Origin of the sequence: Maribacter corallii, assembly GCF_047345415.1 — a bacterium.
Lineage (GTDB): Bacteria > Bacteroidota > Bacteroidia > Flavobacteriales > Flavobacteriaceae > Maribacter_C.
This window is the reverse complement of record NZ_JBLFEP010000002.1, coordinates 727,461-745,241: the sequence shown is the minus strand read 5'-3', so window position 1 is coordinate 745,241 and position 17,781 is coordinate 727,461. Positions and strand designations below refer to the sequence as shown.

Genomic DNA, 17,781 nt, shown 5'->3' with positions numbered 1-17,781 from the left:
TATTTTGAATGATGACCCAGAACCCCCGAATAAGCATTATCATCCCCGTTCTAAACGAGGAAAACTGTATTGGTGCGGTTCTCGAATTTCTGGTAAAAAACAGTACTCCGGCCAATATTGAAGAGATTATCGTTGTTGACGGGGGCAGTTCTGATGCCACCGTCGCTATCGCCTCTCGTTTAGGAGTTCAAGTGGTGCGATCATCGAAAGGTAGGGCCAAACAAATGAATATAGGTTCGAAACTGGCAAGGGGAAACACCCTGTATTTTCTCCATGTAGATACGTTACCCCCGAAAAATTTTGACGAGACTATTTTAAATGCCGTACGAATAGGTAATGCGGCGGGCTGCTTTCGTATGAAGTTCGATAGCTCGAGTCGTTTTTTGGCATTCTTCGCCTGGTTCACTAAACTAAATTTCAAAGTCTGCAGAGGAGGTGATCAATCACTCTACATCACTAAGACTCTTTTTCAGAAAACGGGTGGTTTTAACGAGGACTATTTGGTCTATGAGGACAACGAATTTACAGATAGACTCTACAACCTCACTGATTTCAAAATCTTGCCAAGGCATGTTATCACTTCGGCTAGAAGATATGAAGAACGGGGCGAGGTAGCTTTGCAGTTCCATTTTGGGATGATCCACTTGAAAAACTATTTGGGCGCTGGGCCCGAAGAATTGTATGAATATTACAAGCGAAAAATAACGATTTAGCGAATACGCCCTATTTCGCCCCCCTCAAAGTCAAGAATGACCCCTTCGCTTATCCATTTGGCCAATGCTTGGCGATTTTCAGGAACTAAAATACGTTTCTGGTCCTTTTTGTTTCGAATATTACCAATTTCAATATATGCCATGGCCGGATGCGTTTTTCTCACGAGATACAATTCCGTTCGATCACCAAAAGTACCCGTGTACGTTCTATTGGGTTGGTATTTTTTATACTTTTTGCGAAACGTTTTGTGAATGCTTTCCGCCAACTTCTTTCCGTTTTTGCTTTTTTCATGATGATAAAAGAAAACATCGATATTTTGGCCTTTACTGCGGCTATCCACATGGGTAACGATCAATCGTTGAAACTTACCCCGATTCTGTCGATGGAGTTCATTTACAATATCAACACGTTGTTTGAGGCGTGCCAAATGATTTAAGGGCACGGTCTTGCCACCATAAGCCAACTCGTCATGATCTATTTTCAGAATTCGTTCATCACGAATGCCGTCATTAGGGTCTCGAATAATGACATACACCATTGCGCCATGCGACAATAATTCCTTGGCCAAGCGCAAGGTAATATCATAGGCATACTCATCTTCCGCCAAAGATTTGCCCGCATAGACGGCCATTGCTCCGGGATCTGGCCCCCCGTGACCGGAAACTAGGTAATACACGGCCCCCTTTAACTTTTCACTTTTGGCAACTACCGTAGCATGGCGTTTCCCAAAAATGGCATAGTCTTTACCGACTACCTCCTTAATTTCCGTAGTCTGTTTTTGTATGGAATCAACCACAGGAACCGTATCTAGTTTCACGGAGGGAATGCGATAGGTACGACCCGCATATAAATGAACGCTGTCTCTCAGATTATCCATATTCATGGCGATGAAGTCATCGTAATGATCATAAGGATTTACTCCGTGTTTTCGGAGCAAGGAAAGAATTCCATCCCCTTTTTCGGCGGTAACCGTGGCCAATGAATCTTGGGCCCTTAATCCGGCGAGCAGGCAAAATAGCCCTAAAAAACCAAAAACCTTTTTGTAATATAGTGTTACCTTCATTAAGATATTGATGTAAAAGGCAAACTTCAAAAACAATGCCCAAAATCCAATTAACGCTTACAAAATTAAATAACCCAAGTGAATTGACGTATAGGGCAAAAAAAATTAGTTAACTATTTCTTCAACAGTGTTGCGCCTCTATATATCAAACGTTGAAAGCGGATTTAAATTTAGTCAGAAAGATAGTTTCTATACTCCTTTGGTGATCGACCTACTTTTCTTTTAAAAAACTTCCCAAAATTAGAAGCGTCTTCAAAACCTATCTTATAGGCAATTTCATTGATTTGTAAGGGAGTGAATTTCAATAGCCTTTTGGCCTCTAAAATCAACCTTTCCGAAATCAAAACTAATGGTGGCCGGTGTACTACTGCTTTTGTAATGGTACTCAAGGTCTTTGTTGACATGCCCATGGCATCGGCATACTCTCGTACGGAAAATCCTTTTTTGTAGTGCTCTTCCAACAATTCCTTAAACTGAAGAAACCGCAGCTCATACGGATTATTGAGCTCAAGCAGCTCATTCGGGCCTTTGCGGTGTAAGCGCTCAAGATTAATCAAGAATGACTTGAGCAGGTAGCGCACCACCTCCTCATTGCCAAAACTATTGTTTTGGGCCTGTTCCTTTTTCAGGAGCGAAATATATGAAGTAGCCATTTGCAGGTTTTCTCCCGTGATTTCCAAAGAAGATTTCAGGGGTGTATTAAAGATCCTATATTTCAAGAAGATATCGACTTCGCTATGCATGAAAAAGCTTTCATTGAAGTGGATAAGCCAACCCTTGACATCAGTGTCATCAAACGCGTGTATTTGATCTTTTGAAATAAACAAGATGGTATTCGCTTTGATGTCAAAGCGTGTAAAATCAACCGTATGGGTACCTCCAGATTCAAAAAACCAAATAATCTGATAGTAACTATGTGAATGTGGTTTCGCTGCTTTTTCACCACTTTCCTTTCGATAGGCATTCAAATCGTACAATTCAAACTGCAATTTCTCCGGATGGGCCTTGTGAAGATGGTACTGTACAATGTGTTGAGGAGATATTTTCATAGGTAACCGCAATCATTTACGGACCGTTTAGTCGAAAAATCAATCCAATACTTTCTTCGCCGCACGGCTTGCCGAATAAATAGCTCCATCCATATATCCTCCATGAACAGGGGAAGTTTCCGCACCTGAAAAAAGCAATTTATTCCCAAAATACATTTTTTCGAATACGGGATTGCCATAGGCGGGACTCATATAAACCGACTTGATGGTCTCACAAGAAGTATGTTCATCTTGTGACCAATCTTTCTCTTCATAGGTCTTAAAATGCATAATCTCCGGGCCTAGGTATTTCGACAGGTATTCCAGAATACGCTTTTTCCGTTCTTCAGTACTGCAATCACGCAAGCCTTCGTTGACAAAACCCATGAGCGCAAAATACGTTTCATCTTTAGTGGTATGATCATAAAGTTCGGTAACCGCTCCGACTTGACCGATAATCGTTCCAGATAATTTCTTGACTCTCCAAAAGGGGCTTTCAAAGGTCAATCCGACCTTGATGGCATTGCTCATCCACGTGTGGGTTTTATCCATCACCTGCTTTAGAGCTTCTGGAAGTTCAGGTGTGCATCGCACTCGCAGCGCAATCTTGGGCGGAATGGTGCAAATGACCTTTTCCGCACAGTATGTTCCACTATTTGTTTCAATAACTAAACTATTTTCTCTTTCAATGATGCCCGTCACAGCCGTTCCCAGTTGAATTTTCTGAGGAAAATGCCTTGCCAAGGCCTGGATCATAGCATCGGAGCCGCCTTTTATGCGATAGGCGGTGGGGGCATTCGGATCGCTTTCAAAATAATGCTCAGGAGCCATGCTACTGTATACCAACACACTTTTTCCTTGAGCGTACTGATGAAATTTATCGAGCTGTAGTTCCCTTAATAATCGAATAACCTGCCCATGAAGGTTTTGAAACCAAGTCGCCCCAAAATCAATGCTCTCAAATGTCATAATCCTCCCTCCGATACGATTTCGAGATTCCAAAACCAGAAAATCCGTTTCGCCAGCCCTGAATAGTTCGTAAGCCGTGGCAAGGCCAGAAAGGCCAGCACCGATAATGATGTATTTCACTGATTTTGTTTCTATAGACGGCCTACGAAAGTAGTACTTTAAGGTTAATTTCTTCCGGCCATGACACCGCCATCGATATCCCAAATAGCACCTGTAACCCACGAAGCTTCATCCGATAGCAAAAAGCAAATGGTGTTTGCCACATCTTCCGGCCTTCCATATCTACCGATCGGGTGAAAACCATGGAACCCTTGTAGGGCATTATGGGCTGCCTCTTCACTTCCGAAGACACTGTCATAAACAGGGGTCTGCACTACTGCCGGTGAAACTGCATTGACCCTTACTTTATGATCCGCTAGCTCCATCGCCAAATGCTGAGTCAAGGCATGAAGACCAGCTTTCTGCATGGAGTAGGCAGATGATGGTGTCGCTTTCACAGCTTGTTTGGCCCACATTGACCCCACATTCACGATTGCGCCTCCCTGCGTTTCCGCCATTTTTTTGGCTGCGGCCTGGGTAATAAAAAAGAAGCCCCGGTTCAGATTCATATAGCTGTCATATTCATCCATGGTATGGTCTAAGAACGGTTTTGGTCTGAATATCCCAGAAGCGTTTACTAAATAGTCCAAACGGTCCCAGCCATTTATAATATGGTTTAAATCGGCCATTTCACCACTCTTGGTAATATCTACTTGATGTATCGTCACCTCACCCGTACTGGAACTTTTAAAATTTTCCAGCTTCTTGGGGTTGGTACCCACCACATGTACCTCGACCCCTTCACTTAATAACTTCTCGCCCGTGGCTTTTCCAATTCCGCTACTACCTCCTATAATCAATGCTCGTTTCATCATAACTAATTTTAATTGTTCTTTTTTGGAGCCCCAAAGTTATGCCTACGCTAACTGGGATTGTAGTTCGAAACAGAGAATGAACGGTAATTTTGAGAAACTGCCTCAATTCAAAAAGCAAGATGAATATCTTTGAGACATGGATACAAACGGATACAAGGGCCGGTCTATCGACCATCTGGTATATACGGTTTTCGATTTGGACAAATCAATGGATGACTTTGAAACGCGATTGGGTATCCGGCCAATCTTTGGGGGTTACCACCAGACTTTCGGGACTAAAAATGCGCTTATCAATTTGGATAGTGGCATCTATTTAGAGCTCTTGGCTTCGGACAACACCAACAAAGTGATCAAAAAACCAAGATGGATGGGCGTCGATGTTTTAACAAAAGAGCAACTTACGCGCTGGGCCTTAAAATCGACCGACCTTGAGCTCGACAGTAGGATATTGAAAAAACACCACCCGGATATGGGCCGAATAATGGAAGGTTCGAGAACTATGGCAAATAGCGCCCTTTTGCAATGGGAATTGAGCAAGCCTTTACCGCTACCTGAAGTAGAACTGATTCCTTTTTGCATTGATTGGGGTAGCTCGGAAATACATCCGCATCAAGCGCTACCTGATATGGGCTGTACCTTGATCGAACTGTATGGCACACATCCAAACCCGAAAGCCTATAACAAAGTCTTTGCGGGGCTAGGCATTGATTTCAGAGTGGAAAAATCACCTCAGATTTGCCTAAAACTAGTACTGGAAAGTCCTAGAGGTACGGTAATACTTTAGAAATACTGTCCAATTCCGAAGACCAAGCCCCGCGATGCATCTTTGGTGATACCATAGCCGTAATCAATACGAAAGATCGCGTTGAATATTCTTTTGTGTATGAATCGCAAGCCAACACCGGGATAAATACGAATGTTCTGGCTATCTGCGAAGTCACCAAATCCGCCACCCGGATTTCTCCATGAACCACCGTCCACAAAAAAATTGCCCTGCAGTACAAACCAGTTTTCATCAATTAGGGTATGGCGGTATTCCGTATTGAATACAATGGCTCCGGTACCTCTATCAATGGTATTTCCGACCCCACGAATATTCAAATTATTATCTACGGTAAAGGGCGCGAATGGGGTATCGACATTGCTGGCCAGACCAAGCCGTAATCGACTTGCCCAATTACCCCTATCCCCAATTCTATGGAAATAGGCAAAGTCATTAAATCCGATCAAAAATTCGGGAAGCGCCGTATCCGTACTTCCTACATACTGAAAGTTCAATGCGCTGCGAAAACCAGATAGATACTGATAGAAATACTCGATGTCATCGTAATTGTAGATCAACTTGAAAAGATGCTTGTCAACCTTTAAGGCCTGAGGAACGTTGGGGTTGGTCGCACCGGCAAGATAGGTGTAGTCTTCGGTAAACAGACTAAAGCCCAATTCAACCCGATGCCTGAAATTGATCTCGTAAAGGCCCAATGCCTCGAATCCGTTATTGTTATACTTGTAATCAGCTGTGGTATTATCAAAAAACACCGGTTCTTGCGTGGTAAAATCGTGATAGTTAATGGCCAACCCTAATTTGTTGGTAAAGAGATAAGGCGCTCTGATACTAAGACCATAACTATTGAAAACGTCCAATTGATAAAACCCTCCTAGGGTAATATTTCTTCCCAATAAATTAAACTCTTGCAAACCGATTCTAAAGGCAAAATCATCATTGCTCGAACTAAACAAGTTGGCAAATGGAATCAAAGTGAAGTTTTCTTCAATATGATAGAAGACATTATGTTTGCCATCTGCGGCTGAAAACACCTGAAAATAGGCATGCGAAATAGAAGGCAGTCGCTTTAAACGCTCCATATCTTGCTGCATTAGCACAGAGTCCAATACCGATCCCGGGCCAACTTGAACGAGTTTTTTCAAGAATTGAACCTTGGTTCTTTTCGCCCCGCTTATTTTGAGATCGTCTACGAGAGGTTCTTGGGCAAAGCCCATCATCACCGCCGATAAAAATAGAAAAACGAATTTGTAGCGAATCATGAATTGTCTCACTAGTTAGCTAAGAGACAAAGATACTCTTTAGGTCTAACAAAGAAATCACAGGTCACCGTCAATTCGATTTTAACTGGCTAAGGCAATCAATTAATGGAAAAATCCCGTACAGCAATCATGTTTACCCAATTATCCTCGCTGACTCCCATCAATGTAATTCCATATGAATTGCCGCTTCGGAGTTGGCCTGGAGGGTTTGTCGTAATGTTGAGGACTACGTTTTCAAGATTATAGAATTGAAATGTTTTTTCAAAGGTGTAGGTTCCTGAAATAAGATTGTTTCGGCTATCGGATAGTACTTGAAAGTAAATTTTGGTATCGTCATAGCTCCCATCTTCCCATGTGAAAATCGGAGTGCTTGTAGCCGCTGCTACCGTAATATTCTGTGGAAGGTATTCCGTAGGTTTTGTAAACTGTTTTAGACGTATAGGGTTCGAAAGGTGGGTTTTACCATCTTCATCGAAGGCGACGATGGCCCATTTTTCTTCTAGGGCCGTTACTTCAAACTTCTGAAGATACCCATTAAAGACATTTTGCACCGGTTTGAGCACTGCCGTATAGTTGTCCAAGTCGCTTTTATCGACCTTGGTATTTTCAGTTTCAAAATACTGGATGTTCGTTGCCCCGGCTCGTGGATAAAAGAAAACGCTGATCGTGTCATCATTTGGGTTGGAGGCGGCACAGGCAATGACATTATCGATCACCACCTCTTTACTAGCAATGGAGTTTTCAAGAATATTCACATCTTCTTGAAGCGCATCGGTAGAACACCCCATTAGTACACCCATCATTATGACAAGTAGATAAAATCGACTCATATCAATGTGCTTTATAGACTTCGGAGATGACCTTTTGGGCCGGTTTATTCTGCGGAGTGAACCTATTGTCTTTATCTCCTCCAGATTTTTTGTGATTGATAAACCACTTCCAAACATAACCTCCTGCAAACCAGTCTTCTGTCCAAAATTCGGCAAAAATAGCCTTTTTGGCATTCACTTGGGCCTCTAAGTTTACATTATCATCATTTTGATCCACTAACCAAGGTTTCTTGGCTGTATAATCCATGCTTCTATAGCCAAACTCCGTGAAGAGCACAGGTTTATTCCTGGCTTTTGATAAGGCCTCTATTTTCTCTTTCCAAGGTTGCCATCCCTTTTGTAATTGTTCAACCGATGGGGTTCGCGCATCTGACAACGGAAAGTAAGCATCGATTCCTATGAAATCCAAATCTTCCCAAAACGTAGTTCGCGGGTATTCATCCCAATTTGCCGCATATGTCAATTTCCCTTTGTATACGGCTCTAATCTTTTTGATCAACCCTTTCCAATACGCCGGTCTATTTTTCACGAATTGCTCCAATTCGGTGCCAATACAAAAAATCGGCGCCTTTGTTTCCTCAGCCAAGCGGGCATAGGTCAGAATAAAATCATCATAAGAGCCTTCCAATATTTTCCAGTCGTTTTCCGACTTCATTTTCAAGGTTCCCGTAAACTCGCCCCTCCAAATCCAGATTTGAGGCTTTATCATAATTTCCACCCCATTCTGCTTTAAAAGCTCAATATACTGCTTAGCCCCTTGAAGTGTTTCACCGAACCATTGCCTTTCCGTATTGTGAATGATTTCAGGTGAGTTGATATCCCGAATAAAACCAAAAGGCATCACGGCCGCATGATTGGCGTTCACTTGCAGTAATTCATTCACCTGTTCCTGTTCTACTCGCTCAGGAGCGGCAACAAAACTGACCCCGTTTATTTTTTGGGTTATTTGGCTTGCGCAGGATAGCTGTAAAAAACATAATAAGAAAAAACCTAAAGTCCTCATTCATTAGCAATTAAGAACTCCAAAAATAGGCTTTTTACCTCATAGTTCTAAAATATACCTCTGAGGCCTAAGTTAAATGTTTGACCTAAGCCTGTATTGCTTCCTCTGACAAAGTTGGTGTAGAGCACTTCGAGGTTCAACGCTTTGGTCAACTGATACTTGGCACCACCGCCAATAGCGGTAAAGTCTTGCGCAAAATCATTGCCCAGATCAAGGCGTTGCGAATGCTGTGCCAAGGCCAAGATCGTAAACTTTGAACTTGGGAAATAACTCAGGAAGACCCCTGGGTTTAAATTCAGGCTATTGTTGGCAAAACTCTCATCTTTATCCCCAAAATTCAATTCGGTTGTCAGTTCAGTGAATAATTGCCACTTGTTTCCTGGAAACGTATAGTCATAGAACAATCGGTTTTGCCATACAGAACCTTTCTGTTCTAGAAAAACACCGTTTTCTGTTTCCTCATCAATTAGAGGAATGAAAAAAGAACTCTGAATGGAGAAGTTACTCACCGAAGGAAATGGAACAAATTTAATCGATGGCGCGAAGGCGGTAAGTCCAGCCCTCGAGTTATCATCTCCGCTAAAGTTAAACACATCCAAAGCGCCTCGCTCGTCATTTTGGGAACTGATCACATTTGATCGTAATCTTGCTATAAAACCAAGATTGACCCTTTTATTCTGACCTACGCCTGTGTAGAATTCAAAAGTGGAAGTAAAAAAAGATTGTCTGGGTTCTTTACCATCCGAAAAAGTACTTTTCGTTTGCGTGTATAGATTGTTGAACCATTTGATATCTACCTGTCCCTTCCCGATAAGTTTTGATGGTGTATACTGCTGAATATTACTCTGTGCAGGCTCGTCATCCATTTCTTTGTCATTCGCATCGTCTTGCGCGAACATAACCGTTGCAGAAAAAAGGACGGCTAGCATTAGTAAGTTACTCGGTATTGTCTTCATTTTAAAAGTCTTTATAGGATTTGATATAGTTGTTGCTGTTGAAATCTCCCTATTGTGGGAATTCAATACTAAAATACGTTGTCGTTTTCGTGGTTATTTGGCCTCGTTCAATGTCCAGTCATAATTATAATAAGACACTTTGGCTTTTTCAGGAAGTTGCTCTGATCGATATTTGTTGATGAAATCTACCAATTTCTTTCCATCTTGTTTAAAATCGCCAGGATACCATTCAAAAATCTGGGAAACCTGCACCTTGTTTTTATTCACACGAATAAAGTTAGCATCATTAATCGCCAGTTTCGTCTGGCGCTCCAACTGATTGTCCAATTTCGAAGGCATATAAGCCTCATCAATAATTGGAGGGCACCCCAAACCACCACAGACCAGAACAAAGTGAAAGCGTGGCTCTTTAGGAAAGTTCTTTCGCAGCAATTTATTTTCAATATCATTGAGGGTTATTCGTTCACCTCCTATTTCATTTTTTGTGCCATCGAAAAACCCGGGTTTATCCAAAGGAGACTTAATAGGGTAGTTTTTTATAATTCCATCGATGACCAAAAGATTATACCCATTGATCCAAAATGCTTGGTACTCCGCTGCATTTTCCTTAGCCACCGATATGCTCTTGGCCATGGCAAGCAACTCGTTCAACGTAGCGGGATTTTCTGTTATAGCCTTATAGGTGACCCGGCCATTTTTGACGTTCTCTTTGAAGAAAGCGTCAGACTTGGCGAAAAAATCGGCCGTACTCTGAGCCCATGCAAGGGAAGCGGTCAATAATAAAATGATATTTAAAGATGTATTTTTCATTATGTCGTTATTTAATACTGATGTAAAACTGCAACCTCTGTCGATCACATTTGAGTAACCCTACAAAAAAACTTAACTTTTATAGTTTTTTTAAGATTTTAAAAATCAAGGCGTTACATGTACGAATATCCCATCGGAACCTTACAAAATAGGTTTGTATTTAAATTGTTTCTAAATTAAGCAAAGCAATTAAGTTCTTACATTGCACGACGACCTAATTTTCATTTACCAACAAAATCATATGGAACATATTGTTATTATAGGTAACGGAATTGCCGGCATAACCGCCGCGCGACATATTCGAAAAAATTCCGATAAAAAAATCACTGTCGTCTCTGCGGAAACCGACTATTTCTTCTCCCGTACCGCACTGATGTACGTATATATGGGACATATGAAGTTCGAACACACGCAGCCTTATGAGAATTGGTTTTGGAAGAAGAATCGAATCGATCTGGTCAAAGGCTATGTGAACACGGTAGACCATCAGAACAAAAAACTGATACTAGAAAATGGCGGCGACATTACCTATGACAAACTGATAATCGCTACGGGTTCAAAACCCAATAAATTTGGATGGCCAGGTCAAGATCTTCCTGGGGTTCAAGGACTCTACTCCAAACAAGACCTCGATGAACTTGAAGCAAATGCCCCGAACAAAGAGACCTGCAAGCGAGCGGTCATCGTTGGAGGTGGACTCATCGGTATCGAAATGGCCGAAATGCTCCGAAGTCGAAAAATACCGGTCACCTTTCTAGTGCGGGAAACCAGTTTTTGGAACGGAGTTTTACCAGCTGGCGAGTCCGCTATGATCAACGAGCACATCTTAGAGCATCATATCGACTTACGATTAGGCACTAATTTGGTAGAAATATTGGCAGACGAAAACGGTCGGGCAAAAGCGGTGACCACAGACAAAGGAGATACCATTGAATGTTCGGTGGTCGGGCTTACGGCAGGCGTATCGCCAAATATCGAATTCTTGAAAGATTCGGGAATCGAACTGGGAAGAGGTGTAAAGGTGAACCGTCACCTAGAAACGAATATCAAGGATATCTACGCTATTGGCGATTGCGCCGAGCAACATGAAGGTATTGGGCAAAGAAGACCCATTGAAGCGGTATGGTATACAGGCCGTATGATGGGCGAGACGGTAGCCCAGACCATTTGCGAAAATAGAACGGCTTATAAACCAGGGCACTGGTTCAATTCGGCCAAGTTCTTGGATTTAGAATATCAAACCTACGGCTGGGTATTCAGCGAACGAGGGATGCAGGAAAATGAACAACATTTTCATTGGAGGGATGCCAAGGAGAAGATATGTATCACTATTGCCTTTGATAAGAACGACAAACAATTCTTAGGCATCAATACTTTTGGCATTCGCATGCGACACGAAATTTTCGATCGTTGGCTGACCGAAAAACGAGATGTCAATTACGTCATCGAGTTTTTAAAGGATGCGAATTTCGATCCGGAATTCTATGCCCAGTATGAGGCCAAAATCGCCGCGAAATTCAATTCGGATTTTGGGACGAGCATAAGCCCGAAGAAAAAAAGTTGGAAACGAATTTTTAGTACTACTTAATTATCTAGAAGAATGAAAACAATCAAAAATATAGGGCTTGTCATCTTCTTGATCGGCCTCGCGATTTTCACCGCGTTACCCTTACTTGGCACCTACCAAATCAATCAGGCCGCCTTTGATGAACTTATCTCGGAAAAACGGATCAAAAGCGAGCTCTTTATTGAAGACCTTCAAAAAAATGTGGTAGGCCAAGAGTTTCAAGGAATGCAATCCTTATCCCCGCTAGTAGGTAACGCATTGGATAATGCCAATGCAGCACACGTAAAAAATAAGGAGTACAAAAAGAAAATCTATACCAGTTCTAGTGATATGGCGGCAGCCATAGGGAAAAAATCCAGTTCTGGCTTTATTGCTGAAAATAAAGGGCTTATGTGGCTACTTACGTTTGGCCTGGGAATCATAGGTGCATTGCTCTTCATTATTCCCAATGTAGTGCTCTTAGGAAAGAAAGGAATAAAAAATGACGGCATCTACCATGAAAGTTCTACCAACCAGGGTTGGATTGCGTGGTTGGTGTTCATTTTCTTGGTCGGCTTCTACCTCATTCTGTATTTTAAATCAGAATATGCCGTGAATTGGACCTATCTAGTCGACCCCATCAGTGAGGGGTTGAGTGGGAATCCCGCAGGACATTGGTTCGTATATGGTTTTATGTATTGTGTGGTGATGAGCGTTATGGCCGTCCGCATGTACATCAAATACCGGCACAACATGTATCAAATGGTACGTACGACTTCGGTCTTGTTCTTTCAAATCGTATTCGCATTTTTGATTCCTGAAATTATGGTGCGCTTGCAGATGCCCTACTATGATTTCAAGAATGCCTTCCCGCTCGATTATGACTTCTTTTTCCAGTGGAATTTGAAATCACTGTTGAATAGTGGCGGAATCGGACTGTTTATTTTGGTGTGGGGTGTCGCCCTGACCTTAATTGTGGTGCCCGTCATGGTCTACTTTTTCGGAAAGAGATGGTACTGCTCTTGGGTTTGTGGCTGTGGTGGACTTGCAGAAACCCTAGGGGATCCTTATCGACAACATTCAAGTAAATCGTTGTTTTCCTGGAAAGTGGAACGTTGGCTGATTCATGGTGTTTTGGTTTTTGCTGTTGTGATGACAGGTATGACCCTGTACAGTTTCTTTGCCGAAACCGGCACGGTTTGGGGTATCAAAACGCAATCTATTCAAAATACCTATAGCTTGGCCATAGGATCCGTCTTCGCTGGAGTCATCGGCACCGGTTTCTATCCCATTTTTGGCAATCGCGTTTGGTGTCGCTTTGGGTGTCCACTTGCTGCCTATCTGGGTTTTGTACAGCGTTTCAAATCAAGGTTTAGAATTACTACCAATGGGGGGCAGTGTATCTCCTGCGGTAATTGTTCTACCTATTGCGAACAGGGCATCGATGTTAGGGCTTACGCGCAAAAAGGCGAAAATATAGTTCGTTCAAGCTGCGTGGGCTGTGGGGTTTGTTCAGCAGTATGCCCAAGGGGGGTGCTGAAACTCGAAAACGGGCCCGAAGCAGGACGCATTAACCCTACGCAAGTGTTATTGGGCAATGATGTGGATTTAATGGAGTTGGTGAATAAAAAATAGAAGAACCGATCGGGATCGAAAAAATCCGATGGGCAACACGAACAAAAGAAAAATCACATTGTCACTTCCAGCCTGTCTACTGGCAGGATCGAACTGAAAGTATAAATTCAGTTTACCCGATTTTAATGTTAGTTTACCAAAAGACATTCGACAAAAATCTTAAACAGTCACGGTGTTTACCAAAATAGCTTTCCTAGTCATTTTTCTTCTTTATACTGGAAATCCTTCCGAGGATAGTCGTTCGTACCAGAAAGAATATTACCCGCATGGCAAGATCAAAGCAGAGGGTTGGCTAAAAAATGGCCTAAAAGAAGGGTATTGGAAGTTCTATCATCGGAATGGGAACCTTTCGGAAAAAGGACATTATAGAAAAGGGCTACGCCATGCTTATTGGTACTTTTATAAAGAAAACGGAAAGCCGAAACAGGAAGGACACTATTCAAAGGGCAAAATGTCCGACTGGTGGTTATTTTTTGATTCCCAGGGTACCGTAAATCACAAGTGTCAGCTGAGTAACGGAAGAAAAAATGGCTATTGCCTGCAATATGAAAACGAGAAATTGACCTCTGCCGAAAAATATCAGAACGGAAAGAAAATAAAAAAGTGGACGAGTTTCAGTAGTTTTAAGCGCGAAAACAAACTTTCCGATCTCAAATAAGAATGACCAAAACATCCGAAACCGATTTTGACATCAAGGTAATTATTCCCGCTTTTAATGAAGCCGACTCCATTACGGCGGTTATTAGCGAGATTCCCAAAACAGTTTCGGAGGTTATCGTGGTAAACAATAATTCTTCCGATGACACGGTCATCAACGCTGAAAAAGCGGGTGCTACGGTTTTGACAGAAGAACGAAAAGGATATGGATATGCGTGCTTAAAGGGTATGGATTACATAGCCCAACAATCCAAAACCCCTGATATTGTCGTATTTATTGACGGAGACTATTCGGATTATCCGGAAGAGCTCACCAAAATCGTAAGTCCTATTATAAAGAACGACCTCGATTTTGTAATCGGTGCTCGTGTGAAGCGACTAAGGGAAGAAGGCAGTATGACCCCGCAGCAGATTTTCGGTAATTGGCTGGCTACCTTTTTAATGAAGCTCTTTTTTAGGGCAACATTTACCGACCTTGGTCCGTTTAGAGCTATAAAGTATGACAAACTGCTTGAATTGCGTATGGAGGATAAAACCTATGGTTGGACCGTGGAAATGCAATTGAAGGCTTTAAAGAAAAAGTTGTCATACATCGAAGTACCAGTACGTTACAAGAAAAGAATTGGCGTTTCAAAAGTATCAGGTACCGTAAAAGGTAGTATATTTGCAGGCATAAAAATTTTAGGTTGGATTTTTAAGTATAGCATGAAATAATATGGGACTTATCATAACTTACATCATACTTGCCGTATATAGTTTCGCACTATTACTCATATTCTTTTACAGCCTAGCCCAATTGAACTTATTGGTAAATTATTTGGGCAACAAAAGGCAAAACGAAACCGCCCCTAAATTCAATCTTCTCGATCCCAAGGAAATTCCGCATGTGACCATTCAGCTTCCGGTATATAATGAGGAATATGTGATGGATCGCTTGCTTGAAAATATCGCCAAAATAGAATATCCTAAAAGCAAGTTGGAGATACAGGTCTTGGACGATTCTACGGATGACACGGTTATCGATACGGCCAAACATGTAGAAGCGCTCAGGAATACCGGTTTGGACATTACGCATATACGCCGAGAAAATCGACAAGGTTTCAAGGCCGGTGCGCTTAAAGATGGTTTAGAAATCGCTAAGGGTGAATTTGTGGCCATTTTTGATGCAGACTTCCTTCCTGACGGTGATTGGTTGAAAAAGACCGTAATTTATTTCAAGGATCCTGAAATCGGTGTCGTACAGACGCGATGGGGCCATATCAACAGAGATTATTCCACGTTGACCAAAATACAGGCTTTTGCTTTGGATGCCCATTTCACACTGGAGCAAGTGGGAAGAAACTCAAAAGGTCACTTCATCAATTTTAACGGAACTGCCGGTATCTGGCGAAAAGAGTGCATTCTCGATGCTGGAAACTGGGAGGGCGATACCTTGACCGAAGATTTGGACTTGAGCTACCGAGCACAATTAAAGAACTGGAAATTCAAGTACCTGGAAGATGTTGAGACGCCAGCCGAACTTCCCGTGGTGATCAGTGCGGCACGCTCGCAACAATTCCGCTGGAACAAGGGTGGGGCCGAAAATTTCAGAAAGACCGTTTGGAGCGTACTAGCCGCCAAGAATATTTCGTTCAAAACAAAATTTCACGGGGTAATGCACTTACTGAACAGTTCAATGTTCTTGTGCGTTTTCTTAGTTTCCTTACTTAGTATTCCCGCGATGTACATCAAGGCTATTTTTCCTCATTTGGACTGGGTATTCACAACCTTGAGCTTTTTCGTTTTGAGTACGATCATCCTGTTCATTTGCTATTGGTTCACCTATAAGAGTATTCAGGGCAGCAGCTTTGACAATTTTGTGGACTATATCAAATTGTTCTTTACTTTCTTTTCGGTAGCACTAGGATTTTCACTGCACAATTCGATTGCCGTTTTAGAAGGTCACATGGGCAAACGTAGCGAGTTTGTGCGAACCCCTAAATTCAATATCAATAGTTTGACCGAAAGCTGGAAGGGCAATAAATACCTCGCTAAAAAACTATCTCCAAATATGATTCTGGAGTTTGGCTTAATGGGTTATTTTCTATTCGGCATGTACAGCGCGATTCCGCTAAATGATTTTGGGCTCTTTCCATTTCATTTCATGTTATTCTTAGGATTTGGATATGTTTTCTTCAAGTCGCTGACGGCAAGAGCTTAATGTTCTCCACAAATATTCTATTTTAGTCAGGCCTAACTAACTGACTAAAAATGCCCAAAAGAATACTCACATACTGGAATCTCCATAGGGTATCCATTCTTCTGGCGCTAGTAAGTCTTGGTTTATATTACACCTTCGCCTATCATTTGGAGCGAACGGACTTTATAAAACTCATCTCCCTATTTGCGGCCCTATTTTTTTTGTGCTACAAATTGATCCAATTTGAAAAGTGGAATTTTAAGTTCCTTTTGGGTGTAGGTATCCTTTGTCGCTTGGTATTTTTCATAGCAGAACCCAACCTCTCGCAAGACTTTTATCGTTTCATTTGGGATGGTGAGCTGGTACGTCACTTTGTGAATCCATACCTGAACATTCCAAACACCCTGATCGATCGACCTGACCTGGTCATTTCGAATGCCCAAGAGCTCTATGAGGGCATGGGCAGTTTGAGTGCAAGACATTTCAGCAACTACCCGCCATTGAATCAACTGCTCTTTGGTTTGGCCGCACTTCTCGGTGGCAAAAGTGTTTTGGGCACCACAATGGCCTTACGAGGCATCATCATATTGGCCGATGTTGGTATTTTCTATTTTGGGCGCAAGCTTTTAAAGAACCTCAATCAGTCGCCACACCTGATTTTCTGGTATTTTTTAAATCCCTTGATTATTTTGGAATTAACCGGCAACCTGCACTTTGAGGGGGTGATGCTCTTCTTTTTTGTTTGGTCGTTATACCTGCTTTCCGTTCAAAAATGGCAATGGGCAGCCGTGCTTTACGCCTGCTCCATTTCAGTGAAGTTGGTGCCCTTATTATTCCTTCCTTTATTTTTAAAACATTTCAAATTCAAGAAAGCGATAGGCTTTTATATAATTATCGGCATTGCTTCCGTTTTGCTCTTTGCTCCCTTCTATTCGACAGAATTCATCACTAACTATTCAAAGACCATCGGGTTGTGGTTTTCCAATTTTGAATTCAATGCCGGTATTTACAATGGCATTAAACAAATCGCCATTCAGTTTGATGCCAAACCTTGGGAACTCATCAAGACCTACGGGAAAATAACCCCGCTGCTGACCATTGTGACTGTTTTGCTCTTTACTTTTTTGAGAAGAAATCAAAATCCGGCGATTCTAATATCCTCCATGTTATGGGTATTGACAGTGTACTATTTTACTACTGCTACTGTACATCCTTGGTACGTCGTCTTTCTTGTAACCCTGACCATCTTTACAACATATCGCTTCGCCCTGGTCTGGTCGGCCACTATAATTCTCAGCTATTTTGCGTATTCGTTGGCTGATTTCAAAGAAAACCTTTGGCTACTTGCGCTTGAGTATAGTGTAGTATTTGCCTTTTTGATTTATGAATTAATAGCTTATCGTAACAAAACGTGAAGTTTTTGTAAAAAAAACA

The 17,781-nt window shown here is 42.0% G+C and carries 17 protein-coding genes; 8 read left to right on the top strand and 9 right to left on the bottom strand.

Going from position 1 to position 17,781, the window contains the following annotated elements:
• The first annotated feature begins 8 nt into the window (after positions 1–8).
• On the top strand, positions 9–713 hold the full coding sequence (locus tag ACKWCA_RS08495; protein ID WP_413977749.1) for a TIGR04283 family arsenosugar biosynthesis glycosyltransferase: 705 nt from the start codon (positions 9–11) through the stop codon (positions 711–713).
• On the opposite strand, the gene ACKWCA_RS08490 is transcribed toward ACKWCA_RS08495, so the two are convergent.
• The 4 genes from ACKWCA_RS08490 to ACKWCA_RS08475 all read right to left on the bottom strand — a co-directional run bounded on the left by ACKWCA_RS08490 (position 710) and on the right by ACKWCA_RS08475 (position 4,688).
• Positions 710–1,777, bottom strand: coding sequence for an N-acetylmuramoyl-L-alanine amidase family protein (locus ACKWCA_RS08490; protein WP_413977748.1), 1,068 nt, complete (start codon positions 1,775–1,777; stop codon positions 710–712). The two genes, ACKWCA_RS08495 and ACKWCA_RS08490, sit on opposite strands and share 4 nt — an antisense overlap.
• Before the next feature lie 170 nt (positions 1,778–1,947).
• The gene (locus tag ACKWCA_RS08485; protein ID WP_413977747.1) at positions 1,948–2,826 is read right to left on the bottom strand and encodes an AraC family transcriptional regulator; all 879 of its coding nucleotides are present in this window, start codon (positions 2,824–2,826) and stop codon (positions 1,948–1,950) included.
• A 39-nt stretch (positions 2,827–2,865) separates the two neighbouring features.
• Positions 2,866–3,894: a flavin monoamine oxidase family protein gene (locus tag ACKWCA_RS08480; protein WP_413977746.1), complete on the bottom strand. Its 1,029-nt coding sequence runs from the start codon at positions 3,892–3,894 to the stop codon at positions 2,866–2,868.
• Positions 3,895–3,938: 44 nt separating this feature from the next.
• Entirely contained in the window at positions 3,939–4,688 is a 750-nt protein-coding gene (locus ACKWCA_RS08475) for an SDR family NAD(P)-dependent oxidoreductase (RefSeq protein WP_413977745.1), read from the bottom strand.
• Between the two features lie 136 nt (positions 4,689–4,824).
• On the opposite strand from ACKWCA_RS08475, the gene ACKWCA_RS08470 reads away from it, so the two are divergent.
• Positions 4,825–5,472, top strand: a complete 648-nt coding sequence (locus tag ACKWCA_RS08470; RefSeq protein ID WP_413977744.1) for a VOC family protein — start codon at positions 4,825–4,827, stop codon at positions 5,470–5,472.
• On the opposite strand, the gene ACKWCA_RS08465 is transcribed toward ACKWCA_RS08470, so the two are convergent.
• The 5 genes from ACKWCA_RS08465 to ACKWCA_RS08445 form a co-directional block, all read right to left on the bottom strand.
• Positions 5,469–6,731 carry a BamA/TamA family outer membrane protein gene (locus ACKWCA_RS08465; RefSeq protein ID WP_413977743.1) on the bottom strand — a complete coding sequence of 421 codons (1,263 nt, stop codon included), beginning with the start codon at positions 6,729–6,731 and terminating at the stop codon, positions 5,469–5,471. The genes ACKWCA_RS08470 and ACKWCA_RS08465 overlap by 4 nt on opposite strands.
• A 98-nt stretch (positions 6,732–6,829) precedes the next feature.
• Entirely contained in the window at positions 6,830–7,561 is a 732-nt protein-coding gene (locus ACKWCA_RS08460; RefSeq protein ID WP_413977742.1) for a hypothetical protein, read from the bottom strand.
• A 1-nt stretch (position 7,562) separates the two neighbouring features.
• A complete protein-coding gene (locus ACKWCA_RS08455) occupies positions 7,563–8,564 on the bottom strand; it encodes a glycoside hydrolase family 113 (protein ID WP_413977741.1) in 1,002 nt (333 codons plus the stop codon).
• Between the two features lie 47 nt (positions 8,565–8,611).
• Positions 8,612–9,520, bottom strand: a complete 909-nt coding sequence (locus tag ACKWCA_RS08450; RefSeq protein WP_413977740.1) for a hypothetical protein — start codon at positions 9,518–9,520, stop codon at positions 8,612–8,614.
• 93 nt (positions 9,521–9,613) lie between these two features.
• Complete coding sequence (locus ACKWCA_RS08445) at positions 9,614–10,330, bottom strand: DUF547 domain-containing protein (RefSeq protein WP_413977739.1); 717 nt, start codon at positions 10,328–10,330, stop codon at positions 9,614–9,616.
• 241 nt (positions 10,331–10,571) lie between these two features.
• On the opposite strand from ACKWCA_RS08445, the gene ACKWCA_RS08440 reads away from it, so the two are divergent.
• The 6 genes from ACKWCA_RS08440 to ACKWCA_RS08415 all read left to right on the top strand — a co-directional run bounded on the left by ACKWCA_RS08440 (position 10,572) and on the right by ACKWCA_RS08415 (position 17,762).
• Entirely contained in the window at positions 10,572–11,918 is a 1,347-nt protein-coding gene (locus ACKWCA_RS08440; protein ID WP_413977738.1) for an NAD(P)/FAD-dependent oxidoreductase, read from the top strand.
• Between the two features lie 12 nt (positions 11,919–11,930).
• Positions 11,931–13,511, top strand: a complete 1,581-nt coding sequence (locus tag ACKWCA_RS08435; protein ID WP_413977737.1) for a 4Fe-4S binding protein — start codon at positions 11,931–11,933, stop codon at positions 13,509–13,511.
• Between the two features lie 172 nt (positions 13,512–13,683).
• On the top strand, positions 13,684–14,169 hold the full coding sequence (locus tag ACKWCA_RS08430; protein ID WP_413977736.1) for a toxin-antitoxin system YwqK family antitoxin: 486 nt from the start codon (positions 13,684–13,686) through the stop codon (positions 14,167–14,169).
• Positions 14,170–14,171: 2 nt separating this feature from the next.
• Entirely contained in the window at positions 14,172–14,882 is a 711-nt protein-coding gene (locus ACKWCA_RS08425) for a glycosyltransferase family 2 protein (RefSeq protein WP_413977735.1), read from the top strand.
• Between the two features lies 1 nt (position 14,883).
• Entirely contained in the window at positions 14,884–16,368 is a 1,485-nt protein-coding gene (locus tag ACKWCA_RS08420) for a cellulose synthase family protein (RefSeq protein WP_413977734.1), read from the top strand.
• A gap of 50 nt (positions 16,369–16,418) precedes the next feature.
• Positions 16,419–17,762, top strand: a complete 1,344-nt coding sequence (locus ACKWCA_RS08415) for a mannosyltransferase (RefSeq protein WP_413977733.1) — start codon at positions 16,419–16,421, stop codon at positions 17,760–17,762.
• Positions 17,763–17,781: the final 19 nt, after the last annotated feature.